This window comes from Luteibacter rhizovicinus (assembly GCF_004342265.1).
GTDB lineage: Bacteria > Pseudomonadota > Gammaproteobacteria > Xanthomonadales > Rhodanobacteraceae > Luteibacter > Luteibacter rhizovicinus_B.
Genome location: NZ_SMCS01000001.1, coordinates 771,524 through 791,266 on the forward strand (window position 1 = coordinate 771,524; position 19,743 = coordinate 791,266).

Here is a 19,743-nt window from a genome sequence, read left to right on the forward strand (position 1 = left end):
TCTTTTGCCTCCCCGCCATTTTTTTCAGGAAAGGGCGGCGACACGAACGTGCCGTGTCGGGTTCTGAGTCCGTTTCCCGTATTCAACGTGGAGGGAGTGCGAAATCTCGGTGCGATCACGGAACGTGATTCCCGTCATTTCGTTACGGATGCAAATCCTCGGGTCGTCAGATTGCGCACCTGGTTATAGCTGATGACGTTCGGGGCATATCGCCCCGTGCTGTCACCTATGTCTGTGCATCAACCATTTCATTGCCATCTTCTGTGTGAGATTTAGTATGAATAGCGTTTCTAGTAAATTTTGGAGCACGTCGCGGTGGCAGCCCATTTCCGCAGCGATTCTGATGACCGTCAGTATGGTCGCGTCCGGCACGGCGCACGCCCAGGTCAGTGGTAGCGGCAATATAGTTAATGCCTCAGAGGGAGTCGCACCGGGAATTGACGCCAACGCGGGTGTGAATGACTCGATAGCGTTCGGTACAAATGCCATCGCCGCGAGTATTGGCGCCAATGCCATCGGATATGAAGCTAAAGCCGACAGCTCTGGTGATACGGCCTTCGGTAGCTACTCCCACGCCGATGGGAGAATCCAAACCAAAGAAATAGCCGATTTTTCGAGCGCTTCGGGTACCCCATTTCCTGCGGCAACTGCCGTTGGACAGAGTGCAGCCGCTGTGGGCGCAGGTGCCTCCGCGTTTGGATCTGGGGCACAGGCATCGGGGGACGCCACTATTGCGATTGGCTCCGAGGCCAATTCTTCTGGGATTGGCGGGGTGGCAATGGGTACCGGTTCCAAAGCACTGGGAGCTGGTTCCCTGGCAATTGGTTCATTCGCGCAGGCCAACAATCCGGGTGACGTGGCGTTAGGTGGAGGGTCCAGTACCGCCGCAGCACATACGGGTGTCACCGGACTTTATGGCGTCGACGTGGCAGGCATTCCCGTTGCGAATGTCGGCGTGGTGTCGGTAGGCTCGGTCGGTACTGAGCGGCAGATACAGAACCTGGCCCCGGGTGTGATTTCGGCCACCAGCACGGACGCGGTCAATGGTTCGCAGTTGAATTCGGTGGCGAATGGTATCTACAACCTCAATGCGGGAATGGGCGGACCGTTGCAGCAGACAGATAGCGTGGGTAATCGACTTACGCTGGTGGCGCGCGGAAGAAGGGGCGGAGATCCCGGCGTGGCCCAGCAGTTGTCCAATGTGGCCGATGGCGTCGCTCCAACGGACGCGATCAATGTGAGGCAGCTCAATGCGGCGAAGGACTGGTCCAGGAGCTATACCGACCAGCAGTTCCGGGTGGTGGACCGACGCCTGAACGCAATCCGCAATCGTGCCGATGCCGGTATCGCCTCGGCTATTGCGATGGCGAGCTTGCCTCAGGCTTATCAGCCCAATCAGAGCTCAGCCGCCGTGGCGCTGGGTACCTTCAACGGGCAGACCGGCGCGGCGGTCGGGGTGTCGACCATCTCCGAGAGTGGGCGCTGGATATACCGGCTGAACGGCACGGCCAATACCCGGGGAGATACCGGCGTGGGCGTGGGTGCGGCAATGACCTGGTAATTCGCTTCCGGCCGGCGTTATCGGCGATCGAGCATGGTCAGTCCCGAAATCACCAGGCCGGTAAGGATAAGCGGCAGCAGTGGCACCAACAGGGCCATGCCCGAAATATGGTCGGGTGTCGCATGGACGAGTTGGCTGACGGTGTCGCGAAAATCGGGCGCGCACAGCGTGAAGATCGTTCCGCCGGCGATCGCTCCCACGTACGGAGCGATCGACCACCGGGAACGGTGGATACGGCGGGCGGGCAGGTGGCTGACGACGCGATCGGTAAAGCCCTCGTCCGCCGATACGTTCAACTCGTCCGCCAATGCTTTACGCAGAAGGACGTCCAGGGCGTCGTCGGGCGACGCATGGGATTCCATCGGGTTTTTCATGGTGTGTCCTCTGTTGCCCAGGCTGCAAGCGACTGGCGGAGTTTTGCCTTGGCTCGCAGAACGCGCGATTTGATCGTGCCGACGGCGCTTTCGAGCACCTCGGCGGCTTCGCTATGGCTTCGCTCGAAGTAATAGCACTGCTCGATGGCGCTGTATTCGTCGGCCGAAAGTTCGGCCAGAGCGCGCCGGACGTCGTTGACGGCTGCAAGATTCTCCCTCACCGGCGCTTCGATCAATTCGAAGGGCTCCGCGAAGGCCATCGTCGCCGGTCCGTTTTTCCTGCGCTGCATCAGGAACTGCCGGTAGGCGATGCTATGCAGCCACGTGGAGAACGACGCTTCACCGCGATAACTGTCCAGCTTGCGGTAGGCCAGCAGAAATGTTTCCTGTGCCAGGTCGTCGGCGGTGGCTTCATCGCCGGATAGCAGTCGACGTAGCCAGGCGCGCAAAGGCCCTTGATGCTTGCGCACCAGGGTGGCGAACGCATGCTGGTCGCTGGCGAAGCGCACACGGGCAACGAGTGCGCGATCGTCCAGCGGATCGACTGGCACCGGTTTAGTCCGTCCTCACGATATCTGTCTTCTTGCCCTGGCTGTTGCGTCGCACGTAGAACGTAAGCAGAAAGCCCAGCCCGATCAGCAATGGAATGAACGCGCCCGCCAGAAAGTCCTTGTCGGCCTCGACAGCCCCTACCGCGAGCAGGGCAACGCCCAGCGCGGACAGGATCGCGCCCCAGCGGAAATCGCTCCAGTCGTCCTTCCTGTCGAGCAGCTCCAGGTCAGGGGTATGGCCTTGTTCCAGCATGCGAATCGCGAACTCCTGCCGGGAACGCTGCTTGCGCAACTTAAACCGCAGTACCAGTCCGACTACAAATACTGGCCCGCCCAAGGCCAATATGATGACGAGTAGCCCGGTTAACGAATCCAACATGTCGCTCATGGTGCCTGCCTTCCTTTAAGTCTGCGAGTGGGTGTGTCGAAGCTTAGATGCAGTGGGAGGGGCGATTGGATGCATGCGGGAAACCGTGCCGGTCCCCGCCAACGATAACCCGGGCGTCCGGGCAGGCTACACCAGGCCGCCGATGCCATGGGCGACGTACGGCGCGGGCGTATAAGTCGCCTTTGCAATGCCGTTGAACCAGCGCAATTTGAAATAGGCGGGCAGTCCGAGAACCAGCGTCTTGCTACTTACCGGGTGGAGATCGTTCTTTGCCGTGTGCAGCAACGCATCGTGATCGTAGTCGCCGGTGGCTTCAGGACCCTTCTTCATCCAGCTCACCCGGCTCCGCATTAAGCCGCTGCGCTCACGCTTCGCCCGAATGGCCTCTTCGTAAGGAAATGCCACATCGCGACCGTATTCGCGAAAGAGTCTTTCCTGCCAGACGAATAGCGATTGCAGCTGTGGGTGATGGCTGAAATGAGGCACGATGCGCAACGGGCGCAGCAGTGACGCCAGGGTCAGATCCGCGGCCGTGAACTGAGTACCCGCCAGAAAGCCATCGCGCCCTAGCTTCTCTGCTATGGGTGTCAGAAGCGCTTCGAGCTTTTCGTAGATACGATCATGCCGGTTGCGATGAAAGTGAAAGCGCAATATCAGCATCGTGCCAAGCACCGGCGAAGCGACCGTGCGCCACCCGCGACGCGCGAACAGGCCGCCCAGAACATCCGGCACGAACAACTGAGCGAGGATCTGCGGGCATTCCATGATCAGCTGCGTGTAGCCGAGCCGTCGCGCATATAAACCAAGCGTGGAATCGAGGCGAAGCATCCATTGCCAAACCTGGTCGCGTTCGACCGGATCGCTCGGGAACAGGGGATGTTCCGGATAGGTTTCGTCAAGATAACGAATGATCGGCGACGAGTCGCTTATGGCTATACCGGTCTCCGTATCGTTAATCAGCGGTACGGTCTGAGGACAGTCGAAATGGCGCATCTCTTTTTTGGTAAACGCGACGATGTCGATGCCGCGCCACGGCAGTTTCTTGAAGTCCAGCGCCCACCGAACCTTTTCGACGTAATGCGACCAGTGCAGTTTGTACAGATCGATCATGCCCGTCCCCTTGTGCGTTCCCTTCGGATGGGGGCATTTCGTCAATCTTGCAAGCTGCGTAGGGTTTCGGGGAGGTGCCAGTTCTTTCAGACGAAGGCGCGCGCGACGTTGTTCAGTCCAAGGCCCAGTACGGCCAGCGCCGCCAGCCAGGTCATGGCGCGTGCCGGTACGCGCCGGGCGAAGGCGGCGCCGAACGGTGCGGCGAGCATCCCGCCGACGATCAGCCCGCCGACCGAAGCAAGGTGCGGCGCGCCCACGTGGAACAGGAAGCTGACGCTTGCCGCCGCGCTCACGATGCATTTGGCCACGTGCACGGTGCCGACGACGATGCGTGGCGTGGCACCACGCGCGATGAGCGCCGTGACGTTGATCGCGCTCCAGCCGCCGCCACCGATCGTGTCCGCGAGTCCCGCGAGGAAACCCAGCCACTTCGGACTGCGCGGATCGTCGTTCGTGACGCGTGCGGCGCGCACGCCTCGGGCGATCAGGAACACACCGACACCGAGCAGATAGGGCGTTAGCGCGAGTTTCATCCAGGTGGCCGGTACATGGGTGACCACATAGGCGCCGATCGTCGCACCGATGAGGCCGGGCACGGCGAGGGTCCAGAGCAGGCGCTTGCGCACGTTGCCCGCCAGGTAGTGGCTCAGGCCGGATGCGCCGCAAGTGAAGGTCTCCGCGTAGTGCACGCTGGCGCTGGCCAGGGCCGGCGGCAGACCCAGAGCCAGCAGGATACCGGCCGAGACGACACCGAATGCCATGCCCAGCGCACCGTCGACCAGCTGGGCGAGCACGCCGGCGGCGACAAAGGTAAGGAATTCGGAAAGCGGAGGCATGGTCGTCCGGCGGTGTGGCAAGGCCAGAGTATTCGCGTTCGCCTTCCGGCGCGTGAAGTAAGCATTCGCTATATGGATATACGAATGCATCCTTTCCGTCGCGCTTAGCTTGTTCTTAACCTTTGGACGTCCAGAAGCCCAAACGTCCCGAGGTTTATCGTGAATGCCGTCGTCTCCACCGACCTTGAAGCCTTGCCGCTCGATGCGGCGACACGGGCGCAGCTCGCTCGCGTGGCCGAGGGGCTGAAACCGGCCGAGCTGTACTGGGCCGCGGCATGGCTGGCGGCACGGGCGGCGCCGCCGATCCATGACGCGCCCGCGCGGTCGGGTAGCGACACGCTGACCGTGATCTATGGCAGTCAGACCGGCAATGCCAGGCGGGCTGCCGAAGCGCTGGTTCGTAGCGCGGAATCCGGTGGCTTGCGCGCCCGGCTGGTTCGCGCGGATGCGTATCCGGTCAGGGAGCTGGCAAAAGAGCGTTTCCTGGCGATCGTGGCCAGCACGCAAGGCGACGGCGACCCTTCGGACGATGCCAAAGCCTTTATCGAGTTCCTCGAGAGCCGGCGCGCCCCCCGGTTGCCGGACCTTCGTTACGCCGTACTGGCTCTTGGCGATTCGAGCTATCCGCGGTACTGCGAGATCGGGCGGCGTCTCGATACGCGTCTGGCCGAGCTGGGGGCGGAGCGCTTTGTCCTGCTGGGCGAGGCGGACGTCGATGTGGAAACGGTGTCGGCGCCATGGACCGCGGAGGCCATCGATGGCGTCCGTCCGCTGCTGACCTCCACGAACGTCCTTAATTTTGCTCCGGCACGCGAGACGGCCGTGTCGCCCCGATACTCCCGGGAGCAGCCTTTCGAAGCGGCCGTGCTTGCCAATCAGCGCATCGTGTCCCGCGACTGCGAGCGCGATGTCCGGCACATCGAGATATCCCTCGAGGGTTCGGGTTTGCGCTATGCGCCGGGCGATTCGCTGGGCGTGTGGCCGCGCAATCCGCCGGCACTGGTTGCCGATCTGCTTGCCGCCGCCGATCTGGCGGCCGATGTATCGATCGCCGTCGCGGGACGCAGCCGCACGCTTGCCGAATGGCTGACCGACGCGAAGGAGATCACACGGTTGTCCAGGCCGTTCGTCGCCGCGCTCGCGGAGCGAAGCGGCCGGGACGAGCTGCGTGCCGTGCTGGACCCGGTGCAGGCTCCGGCATTGCGGGCGCTGTTGGACTCGCACCAGCCGCTCGACCTGCTGCGGCGGTATCCCGCGACATGGACGGCCGACGCTTTGCTGGCCGCACTGCGCCCGCTTTTGCCACGGCTGTATTCCATCGCATCGAGCGCCACCGCGGTCGGTGAGGAGGCGCATCTCACCGTCGCCGTGGTCGATTACGAGGCCCATGGTCATCGTCACGTCGGCGCGGCGACCAACCATCTCGCGCTGGCCGGCGACGAGGCGAGCCTGCGCGTGTTCATCGAAACCAACGATCGTTTCCGTCTGCCTGCCGATCCCGCGACCGACATCGTGATGATCGGTCCCGGCACGGGCGTCGCACCGTTTCGCGCCTTCATTCAGGAGCGCCAGGCCACGGGGGCGCGGGGCCGGTCGTGGCTGTTGTTCGGCAACCGGCACGCACGCCGCGATTTCCTCTATCAAGCCGAATGGCAGGCCGCCCTCAAGATGGGCGCACTGACCCGGTTCGATCTTGCCTTCTCGCGCGATCGGGGTGGCAAGGTCTACGTGCAACAGCGCCTGCGCGAGAACGGCGCCGAACTTTATGCATGGCTTGCAGGCGGTGCGCACCTTTACGTCTGCGGCGATGCCCAGGCCATGGCGCCGGACGTCCATGCCGCCCTCATCGATATCGTCGTCGAGCACGGCGGGCGCGATCGCGCCGAGGCGGCGGCATGGCTCGACGAACTGCTTCAGCAAGGGCGTTATGCCCGGGATGTGTACTGAGATGAGCGAAAAGCTTTCCGACTTCGAGCGGGTGAAGGCAAGCAGCCGCCAACTGCGCGGTAGCCTGCGTGAAGCGCTGGCCGATCCGGCGACCGGAGGCATCGGCGACGACGATAACAAGATCCTTAAATTCCACGGCAGCTATCTGCAGGACGATCGCGACCTGCGCGACGAACGCCGCCGACAGAAACTCGAACCCGCGTTTGCTTTCATGCTCCGTGCGCGATTGCCCGGTGGCGTGGTTACGCCAGCGCAGTGGCTGGTCTTCGATGTACTGGCGCGCGAGCACGCCAACGGCACGCTACGCATTACCACGCGGCAGACCTTCCAGTGGCACGGCATTCTGAAGGGTGACCTCAAGCCCACCATCGCCACGATTCACGACGCGTTGGCGACCACCATCGCCGCTTGCGGCGACGTGGTGCGTAACGTGGTGAGTACCGCCAATCCCGTGGAAAGCGAAGGCCACGCCGAGGCCTATGCGTGGGCAGCGCGCCTGTCGGACGAACTGGCGCCGCGTACGCGCGCTTACCACGAGATATGGCTCGACGGCGAACCGTTGATCGGCGAACCCGAGCCGGAGCCGCTCTACGGAAAGACCTATCTGCCGCGCAAGTTCAAGATCGGGCTGGCCATTCCTCCGCTCAACGACGTCGATGTATTTGCGCAGGACCTGGGCATCATCGCTGTCGTCGAACAGGGGCGTCTCGCAGGATTCGACATCGCCATCGGCGGCGGTATGGGTGCGACGCAGGGCGATCCGTCCACGTATCCCCGACTGGGCAGCATCGTGGGCTTCGTCGCGCCGGAGCGATTGCCCGCGATCGCCGAAGCGATCGTGGCCGTACAGCGCGACTGGGGCAACCGCGTGGAGCGCAAGCACGCGAGGCTGAAGTACACGCTGGATCATCGCGGCCTCGATGCCTTCGTCCGCGAAGTAGAGGCACGCGCCGGATTCGCTTTCGAGCCGGCGCGACCGTACCGGTTCGACCACAACGGCGATCGCTACGGCTGGATCGAAGGGCACGACGGGCGATGGCACCTCACGCTGCATATCGAGTCGGGACGCCTGGCCGATATCGGTGCGCGGCGCTGGCTGACCGGTTTGCGCGAAATCGCGGCGATCCACGACGGCGATTTTCGTCTTACCTGCAACCAGAACGTGATCGTCGCCAGCGTGGCGGCGAAGGATCGGGCGCGCATCGATGCGCTCGTCGCCGCCCATGGCCTGGATGTTTATCGCGAACAGAGCGGCATCCGCCGTCATGCCGTCGCCTGCGTGGCCTTGCCGACCTGCGGCCTGGCCATGGCGGAAGCGGAGCGCTACCTGCCGGATATCACGACGCGTCTGGAAGCCTTGCTCGACACGCACGGCCTCATCGACGCGCCCATTTTGCTGCGTCTTTCCGGCTGCCCTAACGGCTGCTCGCGGCCTTACCTGGGCGAGATCGCGCTGATCGGTCGCGCACCGGGGCGTTACGACTTGCGGCTGGGTGCGGACTTTCGTGGGCAACGCCTCAACCGCGTCTATCGCGAGAATGTCGATGAGTCAGCCATCCTCGCCGCGCTCGATCCGCTGTTCGGTGCGTATGCGGTGGAACGCCAGGAGGCCGAAGGTTTCGGCGACTGGTTGCTGCGCAGCGGCGCGCTGGATACGGAGAATCGTTCGATTCCCGTGGCGACCGTCGCATGAACGAGGTCGACGCCATTAACGAGCATCTGGCCGATCTCGATGCGCAGGGGCGTGTCGCCTGGGCGCTTGAGAACCTGCCGGGCGAACATGTTCTGTCGTCTAGCTTCGGTGCTCAGGCAGCCGTGTCGCTGCATCTGGCCACGTCGATCCGGCCGGACCTGCCAGTCGTGGTCATCGACACGGGCTATCTGTTCGAACAGACCTATCGGTTCATCGACACGTTGTCCACAAAGCTCCGTCTCAATCTGAAGGTCTATGCATCGCCATTGAGTCCCGCATGCCACGAAGCGTCGCGTGGCCGGTTGTGGGAACAGGGTGCCGAAGGGCTCGCGGAATACAACCGTGTGCGCAAGGTCGAGCCCATGCAGCGCGCGCTGGCCGAGCTCGGCGCGGGCACCTGGTTCGCCGGGCTGCGCCGCGGCCAGTCGCGAAGCCGCGCCTCGACTCCCTTCGCGCGGTTTCGCGATGGCCGCTGGAAAGTCCACCCGATCGCCGACTGGAGCGATCGCGATGTCGGGCGCTATCTCAGCGCGCACGGCCTGCCATATCACCCGCTATGGGACGAGGGATACGTCTCCATCGGAGACACCCACACCACCCGCCGTCTTGAATCGGGCATGGACCCGGAAGACACGCGTTTCTTTGGATGGAAACGCGAGTGCGGCCTGCACGATCCCGCCTGAACTATCCCGAGCAAAGACAAAAACATGAATCTGCCAGCTCTCGCCACTCCCGCCACGGATGACTTCCGTCCTTTCCATCCCGTCGTGCCGCACGGCGGCGTCCTTCGCGATCTTGCCGCACCGCATGCGGAAGCGGAGCTTCTGCGCCGTCGCAGCGCCTCGCTGCCTGGCGTCGTACTCGACGCCCAGCAGTTGTGCGATCTCGAACTGCTGATCAATGGTGCGTTTTCGCCGCTGGAAGGATTCCTCGGTCGCGCCGATTACGACAGCGTGGTGGAGCGCCTGCGCCTCGCCGACGGCACGTTGTGGCCGATCCCCATCACGCTTGGCGTGGACGAGGTAGCCGCGGCGAGGTTGTCGGTCGGCGACGAAATAGCGTTGCGCGATGCACAGGGCGTGCCGTTGGCCATCCTCGAGGTGAGCGATATCTGGCGTCCGGATCGCGAGCGCGAAGCACGCGAGGTATTCGGAACCGTCGATCGTCTGCATCCCGGCGTGGCCCGGCTTCTCGATGGGACCGCGCCAGTGGCGCTGGGCGGCAAGATCCGTGGGATTGGCCGTATCGCCCATTTCGATTTCGCGGAATTACGCGATACGCCGCGCGCACTGCGCGACTGGTTCGCGGCCAATGGATGGGACCGGATCGTCGCTTTCCAGACGCGCAACCCGATGCATCGCGCTCATCGCGAACTGACCTTGCGCGCTGCGGAAAAGGTCGGAGCGAAGCTGCTTATCCAGCCGGTCGTGGGCCTGACCAAGCCGGACGATGTCGATCATTACACGCGCGTTCGCTGCTACCGTGCGTTGTTGCCGCAATACCCCGCGGACAGCGTGAAGCTCTCGCTCCTGCCGTTGGCGATGCGCATGGGCGGTCCGCGCGAGGCGTTGTGGCACGCGATTATCCGCAAGAACTACGGTGCCACGCACTTCATCGTCGGCCGCGATCACGCAGGCCCGGGAAACGGTGCGGACGGCAAGCCCTTCTACGATCCGTTCGCCGCCCAGGCTTTGCTGCAGGAACACGAGAAGGAACTGGGCATTGCCATCGTGCCGTTTCCTGCAATGGTCTATGCGGCCAATCGGGATAGCTATCTTCCCAGCACCGAAGTCGTCGAGGATGACGATGTGCGAGACATCTCCGGTACGCAGTTACGGAAGCATCTGCGTGACGGTACCGAGATCCCGAGTTGGTTCAGCTTCCCCGAAGTCGTGGACATCCTGCGCGAGAGGCATCCAGCGCGTGCGGCGCGCGGTTTCGCGTTGTTCTTCACGGGGTTGTCCGGCGCCGGCAAGTCGACGATCGCGCAGGCCGTGCTTGCCCTGCTGCTTGAGCGCACGGCCCGCCCGGTCACGGTGCTGGATGGGGACGAGGTTCGCCGTCATGTTTCGCGTGGACTGGGTTTCTCACGCGAGGATCGCGCGGCCAATGTCACGCGGATCGGTTACATCGCCAGCGAAGTCGTACGCCATGGCGGTATTGCAATCTGCGCCCCCATCGCGCCGTTCGCCGATGCGCGTGCGGAGGCGCGGGCACTGGTCGAGGCGCACGGCGGGTTCGTCGAGATTCACGTGACCACGGACATTGGCGTATGCGAAGCGCGCGACCGTAAAGGGCTGTATGCACAGGCCCGCGCGGGAAAGATCGCCAACTTCACCGGCGTGAACGATCCTTATGAAGTACCCGAGCAGCCGGAACTCAGGCTGGACGGCGACGCTGCCAGTCCCGAAGTTCTGGCGGCGCGGGTACTCGAGTTGCTACGCAAACGAGAGCTTATCGATTAAGCGGCGTGCTCGCCGCGCTGCCGCCAGTGCGGCGCGGCGGGCCACGCGCTGGTCGAATCGCCCGCGACGGCGCGACGTATATCGCGAGGATCGAGGTGCGGGGCGAATCCGCGGATGAAGTCGAGCAGGAAATCTCGCGGAACCAGTCCATCGCGCAGCACGATCCACGTCGTGCACTGGTCGAACAGGTGGTCGGCAGGCAGGGTAACCAGGTCGCGGTCGCCCGGTGTCACGGCCATTTCCGCCAGAATGCCTACGCCGAGACCTTCGCGCACATAGGTGCGGATCAGATCGCCGTCGCCTGCCGTCATGGCGATACGCGGATGAAGACCCGCCGCGACGAAGGTTCGCTGCAGCGACGAGTCGGACTGCATCGACGACTCGTAACCGACCAGGGGCTGTGCGGCGAGTTCCTGCAACGAGGGCGGCCGCGTGTAACGCGCGAAGGGGTGGTCCTTCGGCACCACGAGCATGCGATTCCAACGGTATGCGGGTAGCGCGATACCCGCCGGCGGTGGGCCGCCGCTACCGCTGACCACGGCGATGTCGACATGGCCCGCGCTCAGTTGCGGCAGCACGCCGGCCTCGCGGCCGGGATTCAGGTGCACGCTCACTTCAGGGTGGCGACGGGTAAATGCACCGACGATATCGGGCAGGGCGAAGCGGGCCTGCGTATGCGTGGTGGCGATGCGCAGGCTGCCATGTGCCTCGTTACGCAGGTTGGCGGCAAGGGCGAGGACGTTGCCGGCCTCCGCAAGGATCGTGCGTGCGCGTTCGAGCACGCTTTCACCGGCAGCGGTAACGCCGTGCAGGCTTTTGCCGCGACGATGGAAGAGCTTGAAGCCCAGCTCGTCCTCGAGCTGACGCAACTGCTTGGAGAGACCGGGTTGCGTGGCGTGCACGCGCTCGGCGGCAAGCGTGATGTTAAGACCCGCGTCGGCGATGGCGACGAGGTAGCGGAGCTGGACGAGCGTCATGGCTTGGAATCCACGGAAGGCCTGGGTCGATGATGAGAATCGCGCACAGGGCATGGATACATCGCGCGGGATGCCGGAGCAGGGTGGGCTTCGAGGCGGCGATGGCGTATGACATATCAGACGTCTATACGGCCATTTATTGAATATGTCAAGTTTTCGTTACGTATAACGCTGCGGCATATGCTCGTGCCGACAAATCATTTGGGCAGGGGCGGGGGTGCTTCTATGGTCGAGGCCCCATCGTCGCGGTCCGTCTGCCATGTCGCTGTACCCCATATTCGCGGAGATTTCCGGCCTTTCTGTGCTTGTCGTCGGCGGCGGCGCCGTCGCCGAACGCAAGGTGTCCCGCCTGGTCGAGGCGGGCGCGTCGGTTAGCTTGGTCGCGCCGGTGTTGACGTCTTCATTGCGCGCGTTGAGCGACGAAGGCCGGATCGTGCTCCGGGGCGCCGGGTTCGAGGATCGTCTGCTCGACGATGTGTGGCTGGTGATCGCCGCGACATCCGAGCGCGCGGTAAACGCACGGGTTGCCGCGGCGGCGCGTGCGCGACGGCTCTGGGTGAACGTGGTCGACGATGCGGCGTTGTCGACGTTCCATGTGCCGGCGGTGATCGACCGGTCGCCGGTCAGCATCGCGATTTCCACCGGTGGGGAAGCTCCGATGTTCGCCCGGCTCCTGCGCGAGCGGCTGGAAGCGCTGATCGACGATTCGGTCGGGCCGTTGGCGAGGCTGGCGGGAAGCCTGCGCGCAAAGATACGGGAACGCTTCCCCGCGCCGGCTTCGCGCCGTGCTTTCTATGAATCGCTTTTCCACGGCCGGGTGGCCGCGCTGCTTCGCGCGGGCCGACCCGGTCAGGCGGCCGTTGCCGCCGACGAGGCGCTAGAAAACGCCAGTGACGCACGGCTGGGCTCGGTCGTGCTGGTGGGCGCCGGTCCCGGCGATCCGGGATTGCTTACCTTGCGTGGCCTGCGTGCACTGAACGAGGCGGACGTGATCCTGCACGACCGGCTGGTCAGCGCGGAGGTGCTGTCACTGGCACGGCGGGACGCCGAACTCGTCGAAGCCGGCAAGGAGGCGGGCAACCATCACGTTAGTCAGGAGCGTATCCATCAGCTGATGATCGCGCACGCGAAAGCCGGGAGACGGGTAGTGCGCCTGAAAGGGGGCGACCCGTTCGTCTTCGGTCGCGGCGGCGAGGAGCTTGAAGCCTTGCATGCGGCCGGCGTGCTGTTCGAGGTGGTACCCGGCATCACCGCAGCGCTGGCGTGCGCGGCATACGCAGGCATTCCGCTGACGCATCGCGACCATGCGCAGTCGTTAGTCCTGGGTACGGCCCACTGTCGCGGCACGAACGAGGGCCTGGACTGGCGCCGATGGGCCGGGAAAGGGCAGACCCTCGTGCTGTACATGGGCGTAGGGGAGTTGGAGGCGATCCGCGCCAATCTGATAGCTCACGGTCGCGCACCGTCGACGCCGGTCGCTTTGATCGAGAACGGATCGCGCATAGAGCAGCGCGTTGTCGTGGGTCGCCTTGCCGATCTTCCGGAGGCAGCGCGAGAGCATGGCGTGCGCTCGCCGGCACTGCTTATCGTCGGTGAGGTCGCTTCGCTGGCTACGAAGCTTGCGTGGTTCGGCGAACCGGTTCTCGATGGATTTCGTCGCGATGGGGAAAGGCCCCGTGTGGAAGCCGGGATGAAGGATGGCGCACTGGTCTGACCATAGGGCGTGACGCCCACTTTTCCCTTATCAGCCCCTGTATTCAATCGCAAGAACTTGCTTATTGACGGTATGTATTCGCGCAGTAAATGATCCGTCGACCGCCGATCTCACATCGCGGTCAGCCACGGGGAATTCACTAGCGCTGGTTGCCGCCATTCTTGGATGGCGTGTGGTTGTGTGCGTGATTCCTTCCAGATGGATGTATGGGAAGGCTCGCGCGACACGGTCGCGCTCAGGGGACAATATGAGTTTGCGGGATAAGGGCAGGTGCGTTCGCGCGACGGCTGGAATCCTTGGCATCTTGTTGGCCGGGTTGTGTTTCGCCCAGTCATCCCCCGTCACCCCCGAGAGTGAGTTTCAGAAGAAGATCAAGATATCCCAGGATATCGAGCCGCTGGGCGAACATCCATTCGGCGAGAACATCAGTCTCTACAACGGCGCGCTTTCCTTCGATCAGGTGGATGTCACGGCAGCCGGCACCGGACCGCTGATCCAGATAGCGCGTAGTTTCCGCACACCCGACCAGCCGCCCGCCGGTGTGTACTACGACTTCATCGATAACGCATTCGTCGACTGGGCGTTGGAAACGCCGCGTATCGAAACGCTTTCCGCAGCTAGCGGCACGGGCAACCTCACTCCGCCCGACACGGCATCGTGGTTTTTCATCAGCGACACGCAGCGTTGCACCAATGCCGATACTGCTCCCGATGAATACGTAACATTCAAAGGCACGGTCATCACGTATTCGACCGACCAGTGGTGGCACGGATATCAGCTGATCATGCCGGGCAGCGGTGGTCAGGAACTGCTGAAGCGCGACGTCAACAACGCGCAAGTACCGAGCATGACCAATAGCGGCGGTGCGACGATCAATTTCCCGCTCGTAACCAAGGATCGCTGGGCAATCGGTTGTCTCGCGCAGACGTCCAATGGGAAGCCTGGCGAAGGTTTCCTGGCGGTATCGCCAGATGGCACGCGCTATTACCTGGACGTCTTGCTGTACAAGACGACCGATTCGATGATCTTCGGCGGGGGCGGCGCGCTTCACCGTCGTATCGCCAGCATGGCGGTGTCTTCGGCGGTGGACCGCTTCGGCAATACCGTCAACTATACCTACGATGCCAATGGCAACCTGACCAACGTCAGCGCCAGCGATGGACGCCAGGTCCAGATCAATTACGAGACCTGGCAGAATCCTGCCAAGGATGGTTCCGGCAACTATTACGATCCGCCGGGCTACCGTGTGCATTCGGTGGTCTTGCAACCTGCTGCGGCCCACCCGCGGACCTGGACGTATACCTACAATTCCGATCCGACCGTACCTCGCCTGACTGGCGTGACCTTGCCCGATGCTTCTGCCTGGTCGTTCAATCTCGGCGGCATTGCTCCGATACCGGGCGATGGCTACCTGATCAGCAACTCGGGCTGCGATTACACCTTGCGACCGCAGGATGCGGTCAGCTCTACGGCGTCGATCACGCATCCGTCTGGGTTGACGGGTACCTTCTATTTGCAGAGCACGATCCGCGGTCGGTCGGCAGTTCCTTATGTCTGCCTGAACAATGGCGGCAGCTATTCTCCGCGTTTCCCCGCGGTGTACAAGCAAACATCGCTGGTGAAGCGCGTGCTGTCGGGTCCGGGTCTGGCGACCCAGACATGGACCTATAGCTCCTCATCGCCGAACGATAGCTGGTCCACCTGTACGACCTGCGCTACGACGGTGACGACCGATATGGTCGATCCCGATCTGCGCACGACGCGCTATACGTTCAGCAATAAATTCGATGCATCCGAAAGCATGCTGTTACGCACGGATCAATACAACGGCGACAGCACCACGGCAGTGCTTCGTTCGCATACCACAGCCTATGCATTGCCGCCGACAAGTGGTGCGTGGCCGTGGCCATGGCCGCAGACGTTGGGACGTTCTCCCGTACTTGCGGTGAATTCGAGTCAGATGGGTAGCCTGACTCCGGTGAGCCAGTCGGTAACAACGGACAGCGGAAACAATTTCACGCGCCAGGTGAACTCTTTCGATGCGTTTGCAAACCCTGCATCTGTGACACGCGGAAGCGACGTCGCAGGCCAGACGTCGATCACGGAAACGACGACCTATCTCAATGACCTGCCGCATTGGGTGCTTGGTTTGCCGCAGCAGGTGGTAAACAACAACACTGGCGAGACGGAGAGTCTCAGTACCTACAATCTGGGTAACGTCACCTTGCAGTCGCGTGCACGATTCGGTCAGACCTTGATGAGTTATGTTTTCGACGGGTCGGGTCAACTATCGAGTTTCACCGATCCGAACAATCACACGACCCATCTGAGCAATTACAAGCACGGCATTCCGCAGACGATCGCTTTCCCGGATAGCACGTCGGAAACGCTGGCCGTCGATGACCTCGGACAGATCAGCTCGATCACCAACCAGGCCGGTAATGCCACGAGCTATGGCTATGACACGGTTGGTCGCATCCAGGACATTACATACCCGTCCGGCTGGTCGCCGAAGCACTTTGCCTATAACACCGAAGGTGCGTCACGAGGCATCGCCGCGGGTCACTGGCTGCGCAAATCGAGCCAGGGCAGTTCGGTCTGGACGACTTACTTCGACGCGATGATGCGGCCAATCCTCGAATTCGATTACCGTGCAGGCGATGGCGCACTGCAGATCAGTACACGCACCGATTACGACTGGCGCGGCAATAAGACGTTCCAGTCCTACCCGGTCAATGGTGGCCCGGACATCTCGGCGATTACCTCCGGGGTAAGCACGTACTACGACGGCCTCGGGCGTGTGGTTCAGAGCGTTCAGCCCTCGGAATTGGGTACGCTGACCACCTCGATGGCATATCTGTCCGGCGCGCGTAAGCAGGTTACGGATCCGAAGGGCTACGCGACCACTACCAGCTATCAGGTGTTCGACGAGCCGTCCTACAACAGCGTCATCCAGGTACGGGCGCCGGAAAGCGTAGTACAGACCATCACTCGCGATATCTACGGCAATCCGCTGTCGATCGCCCAGGGCGGGGCGGGCTCCTCGGTCACCAAGACGATGACTTACGACAATTATTACCGTCTGTGCCGGACCACGGAGCCAGAATCGGGCAGCGAGGTCATGTCTTACGATGCCGCCAACAATCTGGCCTGGAGTGCTTCGGGTCTGGCCATCACGGGAACCGGCTGCGGCCAGGAGCAGGTCGCTACCGCGGCACAGACGACTCGTGCATACGACGCGATGAATCGCGTGACTGGCATCGTCTATCCGGCTGGCACCGCGGCCTCGGCGATGACCTATACCGCCACTGGCAAGCCGTTAACGGCGACGTCCGGTTCGGTCATGTGGACCTATGGCTACAACAACCTCGATCTGATCAACGGGCAGACGCTTTCTGTCGATGGTTATAACTGGGCGTTTGGCTTCGGGTACGACGGCAATGGCGTGCTGGCGAGCACGGTCTATCCGGATGGCAAGGCTGTGACTTATCAGCCCGACGCACATGGCCGACCCACGTCGGCCAGTAGCTACGCCGCCAACGCTACCTATTATCCCGATGGCGACCTGGCTTCGTTTACCTTCGGTAGCGGCGCGGCCTATAGCGCCAGCAAGAACAGTCGCAATCTGCTGTCGAACTTCTCTTATGGCTCCGGATCGACCGTGGCGGTCAGCGAGGATATGACCTATGACGCGAACGCCAACATCACCCAGATCACCGACCTGACAAACAGCGGACAGCGTACCAAGGTGCTTGGCTACGACACGCTCAACCGGTTGACCTCGGCGACGGCGAGCAATCTGTGGGGCACGGAAAGCTACACCTACGATACCCTCAACAATATCCGCTCGCTGACTACCGGTGGCACCACAAATACTTATAACTACGACACCACCAACCGACTGGCATCGATAACCAGCGGTGCCACTACGGTCAACAGTTTTGGCTACGACAGTCGGGGCAACGTGACCAGTAAGAACAACATGCCGCTTGTGTTCGACCAGGCCAATCGCCTCACGCAGATAACCGGCTACGACACCTACCTGTACGACGCCGAAGGGCGTCGGGTGAAGAAGACGCCAGCGTCCGGTACACCAACGTATTACGCCTATAGCCAGGCCGGGCAGTTGCTGTGGCAGTACGACCCCTCGACGACCAATGCCACCGACTATATTTACCTTGGCAAGAAAATGGTCGCGTCCGCGCTTGTCGATACTTCCGCACTGACACCGTCCCAGGTTAACGTGACGCTGACCCTTCTCGGGCCACCCACGCTGTCGGCCGACGGTACGACTATCAGTGTCACGGTGGACATCGCGAACCACGGCACGGCAAAACTGACTTCCGCTGGAAGGGACCCCGTCCATATGGGCGCGCGCATCTTCACAACGGGCGGACAGGACGCCGTGGTTTCGATCCCGCGCACGAATATTCCCGACATTCTTCCGGGTGGCCACGCCGCGGTAACCTCGACCATTCCCGCGAGCACGGTGATCGGCACAGGCAACGTCATTCGCCTGGTGCCAGTGCAGGAAGGCATTGCCTGGTTCGATACCTGGGGGACGGTGCCGATCGAGGTGGGGCCGTTCTCTGCATGCGCGCAGACATCTGTCTATCTGTGCAACACCGAGTACGCGCTACGGGGTTCTGAAGTCAGTGTGGCGTTGACCATGGTTGCCGGTCCGGTGCTCTCGGCGGATGGCCAGAACTTGCTCACCACCGTGGATGTACAGAACAACGGCATCATCAATATCAGTGGCCAGGGTACGCACCCGGTTAACCTTGGCAATCACTTTGCCGATGCCGCGGGCAACACACTTACGTGGGACATCGTCCGGGCGGGGTTGCCCGTGATCGCGCCGGCAAGCCATGCACAGGTGTCAATTGCAACGCCGGTCAGCGGGGGCGTGGGCAGTGGCAACCGTATTCAGTTCGAGCTTGTTCAGGAAGGGACTCACTGGTTCCGCGACTACGGATTCGGTCCGATCGCAACCTCGACGTATGGCGATCTGACCGTGCCTGGTTCCTCGACATCCGGTGCTTACACGGTGCAGTGGACTGCGGTGCCCGGTGCGACCAGCTATCGACTGGACGAGCAGGTCAATGGCGGTGCGTGGACGACCGTGCAAACGGCGAATAGTTTGAGCTGGTCGACATCCGGGCGAACCCCGGCCAGCTACGGCTATCGCATGGCACCTTGCGGATCGTCTGGGTGCGGTGCCGCCGGTGCGACACATGCCATCGGCGTTTCGCTTATACCGCCTGCGCCGGCAGCGATCAGTGTGCCGGCAACCAGCACAGGCACTATCGCTATAGGCTGGTCGACGGCAAGCTATGCCACAAGCTACATACTCGAGCAGAGCTTTAACGGCGGTGGCTTCGCACAGATATATAGCGGAGCAAACAATTCGTACGCGTACACGGTCGGAGCCACCGGAACGTACACATATCGCGTCAAGGCATGTGATGCGGTGGGCTGCAGTGGCTACAGTCCGACCGGTAGTTCGTCGATCACTTTGCCACCTTCGGCCGCACCCTCCATCTCTGTGCCGGGAAGTAGCAACAACGGTTGCTATACCGTGAACTGGGGCGGCGTGGCGGGAGCGACAAGCTACACCATGCAAGAGCAGGTCAACGGCGGCAGCTTCTCGACTATCGGTAACGACGGGTCGGGCACGCTCAATATCTGCGGCAAGACCAATGCGACCTACGGTTACCGCGTGCAGGGTTGCAACGCCAGTGGTTGCGGACCGTTTAGCGGCACGGCTTCGGTCACCGTTGCCCTGATTCCTGCGGTTCCCACGGGATTGTCGGTTTCGCAGTCCGGACCGGCCACCAAGAAAACGATTCATCTCGTCTGGAACGCTGCGTCGCTGGCGACGAGCTATCAGCTCGAAGAAACGCAAAGCCCGGGTACACCGACGATCGTTTACAGCGGTACTGCGATGACCTACCTAACACTGCTTCAGATCACCGCGACCGTGCAGTACAGGGTCCAGGCTTGCAACGCGAGTGGGTGTTCGGCGTTTAGCGGGTATGTGACTACGCAAATCGTAAACGGCAATTGAAAAGTCTGTGGATGGTTACGCGAATGGCGTATAGGCGTTATTTCCACAACCTACGCCATC

At 62.4% G+C, this 19,743-nt stretch carries 13 protein-coding genes; 7 read left to right on the top strand and 6 right to left on the bottom strand.

All coding sequences use genetic code 11. From position 1 onward, the window contains the following. Positions 1-355 precede the first annotated feature (355 nt). The gene (locus tag EC912_RS19735) at positions 356-1,561 is read left to right on the top strand and encodes a YadA family autotransporter adhesin (RefSeq protein WP_279389017.1); all 1,206 of its coding nucleotides are present in this window, start codon (positions 356-358) and stop codon (positions 1,559-1,561) included. 17 nt (positions 1,562-1,578) lie between these two features. On the opposite strand, the gene EC912_RS03455 is transcribed toward EC912_RS19735, so the two are convergent. From EC912_RS03455 to EC912_RS03475, 5 genes are all read right to left on the bottom strand, one after another. After that, entirely contained in the window at positions 1,579-1,935 is a 357-nt protein-coding gene (locus EC912_RS03455; RefSeq protein ID WP_132141719.1) for a hypothetical protein, read from the bottom strand. After that, positions 1,932-2,486 (bottom strand): RNA polymerase sigma factor, encoded by a 555-nt coding sequence (locus tag EC912_RS03460; RefSeq protein ID WP_132141720.1) that lies wholly within the window; start codon positions 2,484-2,486, stop codon positions 1,932-1,934. Before EC912_RS03460 ends, EC912_RS03455 begins: the two co-directional genes overlap by 4 nt. A 4-nt stretch (positions 2,487-2,490) precedes the next feature. After that, the gene (locus tag EC912_RS03465; RefSeq protein WP_132141721.1) at positions 2,491-2,874 is read right to left on the bottom strand and encodes a DUF6249 domain-containing protein; all 384 of its coding nucleotides are present in this window, start codon (positions 2,872-2,874) and stop codon (positions 2,491-2,493) included. Between the two features lie 126 nt (positions 2,875-3,000). Continuing rightward, the gene (locus EC912_RS03470; protein ID WP_132141722.1) at positions 3,001-3,984 is read right to left on the bottom strand and encodes a glutathione S-transferase family protein; all 984 of its coding nucleotides are present in this window, start codon (positions 3,982-3,984) and stop codon (positions 3,001-3,003) included. 86 nt (positions 3,985-4,070) lie between these two features. Continuing rightward, positions 4,071-4,820 carry a sulfite exporter TauE/SafE family protein gene (locus EC912_RS03475; protein WP_132141723.1) on the bottom strand — a complete coding sequence of 250 codons (750 nt, stop codon included), beginning with the start codon at positions 4,818-4,820 and terminating at the stop codon, positions 4,071-4,073. A 159-nt stretch (positions 4,821-4,979) separates the two neighbouring features. Here EC912_RS03475 and EC912_RS03480 point away from each other — a divergent pair, with 159 nt between their 5' ends. The 4 genes from EC912_RS03480 to EC912_RS03495 are packed head-to-tail and all read left to right on the top strand — an operon-like array spanning position 4,980 to position 10,925. Then, positions 4,980-6,767, top strand: a complete 1,788-nt coding sequence (locus tag EC912_RS03480; protein ID WP_132141724.1) for an assimilatory sulfite reductase (NADPH) flavoprotein subunit — start codon at positions 4,980-4,982, stop codon at positions 6,765-6,767. 1 nt (position 6,768) lies between these two features. Next, positions 6,769-8,460, top strand: a complete 1,692-nt coding sequence (gene cysI, locus EC912_RS03485; RefSeq protein ID WP_132141725.1) for an assimilatory sulfite reductase (NADPH) hemoprotein subunit — start codon at positions 6,769-6,771, stop codon at positions 8,458-8,460. Then, the gene (locus EC912_RS03490) at positions 8,457-9,143 is read left to right on the top strand and encodes a phosphoadenylyl-sulfate reductase (protein WP_132141726.1); all 687 of its coding nucleotides are present in this window, start codon (positions 8,457-8,459) and stop codon (positions 9,141-9,143) included. Before cysI ends, EC912_RS03490 begins: the two co-directional genes overlap by 4 nt. 24 nt (positions 9,144-9,167) lie before the next feature. Then, on the top strand, positions 9,168-10,925 hold the full coding sequence (locus EC912_RS03495) for a bifunctional sulfate adenylyltransferase/adenylylsulfate kinase (protein WP_132141727.1): 1,758 nt from the start codon (positions 9,168-9,170) through the stop codon (positions 10,923-10,925). On the opposite strand, the gene EC912_RS03500 is transcribed toward EC912_RS03495, so the two are convergent. Further along, entirely contained in the window at positions 10,922-11,902 is a 981-nt protein-coding gene (locus tag EC912_RS03500; RefSeq protein WP_132141728.1) for a LysR substrate-binding domain-containing protein, read from the bottom strand. The genes EC912_RS03495 and EC912_RS03500 overlap by 4 nt on opposite strands. A 259-nt stretch (positions 11,903-12,161) precedes the next feature. Between EC912_RS03500 and cysG the strand changes: the two genes are divergently transcribed. Both cysG and EC912_RS03510 read left to right on the top strand, forming a co-directional pair. Continuing rightward, positions 12,162-13,616, top strand: a complete 1,455-nt coding sequence (gene cysG / locus EC912_RS03505; protein WP_132141729.1) for a siroheme synthase CysG — start codon at positions 12,162-12,164, stop codon at positions 13,614-13,616. Between the two features lie 247 nt (positions 13,617-13,863). Beyond that, positions 13,864-19,683, top strand: coding sequence for an RHS repeat protein (locus EC912_RS03510; protein WP_165973491.1), 5,820 nt, complete (start codon positions 13,864-13,866; stop codon positions 19,681-19,683). The last annotated feature ends 60 nt before the right edge of the window (positions 19,684-19,743 follow it).

Coding starts and splice junctions, on each gene's coding strand:
- EC912_RS03495 (WP_132141727.1), top strand. CDS start 9,168: ATGAATCTGCCAGCTCTCGCCACTCCCGCCACGGATGACTTCCGTCCT.
- EC912_RS03465 (WP_132141721.1), bottom strand. CDS start 2,874: ATGAGCGACATGTTGGATTCGTTAACCGGGCTACTCGTCATCATATTG.
- cysI (WP_132141725.1), top strand. CDS start 6,769: ATGAGCGAAAAGCTTTCCGACTTCGAGCGGGTGAAGGCAAGCAGCCGC.
- EC912_RS19735 (WP_279389017.1), top strand. CDS start 356: ATGGTCGCGTCCGGCACGGCGCACGCCCAGGTCAGTGGTAGCGGCAAT.
- EC912_RS03500 (WP_132141728.1), bottom strand. CDS start 11,902: ATGACGCTCGTCCAGCTCCGCTACCTCGTCGCCATCGCCGACGCGGGT.
- EC912_RS03475 (WP_132141723.1), bottom strand. CDS start 4,820: ATGCCTCCGCTTTCCGAATTCCTTACCTTTGTCGCCGCCGGCGTGCTC.
- cysG (WP_132141729.1), top strand. CDS start 12,162: ATGTCGCTGTACCCCATATTCGCGGAGATTTCCGGCCTTTCTGTGCTT.
- EC912_RS03455 (WP_132141719.1), bottom strand. CDS start 1,935: ATGAAAAACCCGATGGAATCCCATGCGTCGCCCGACGACGCCCTGGAC.
- EC912_RS03490 (WP_132141726.1), top strand. CDS start 8,457: ATGAACGAGGTCGACGCCATTAACGAGCATCTGGCCGATCTCGATGCG.
- EC912_RS03470 (WP_132141722.1), bottom strand. CDS start 3,984: ATGATCGATCTGTACAAACTGCACTGGTCGCATTACGTCGAAAAGGTT.
- EC912_RS03510 (WP_165973491.1), top strand. CDS start 13,864: ATGAGTTTGCGGGATAAGGGCAGGTGCGTTCGCGCGACGGCTGGAATC.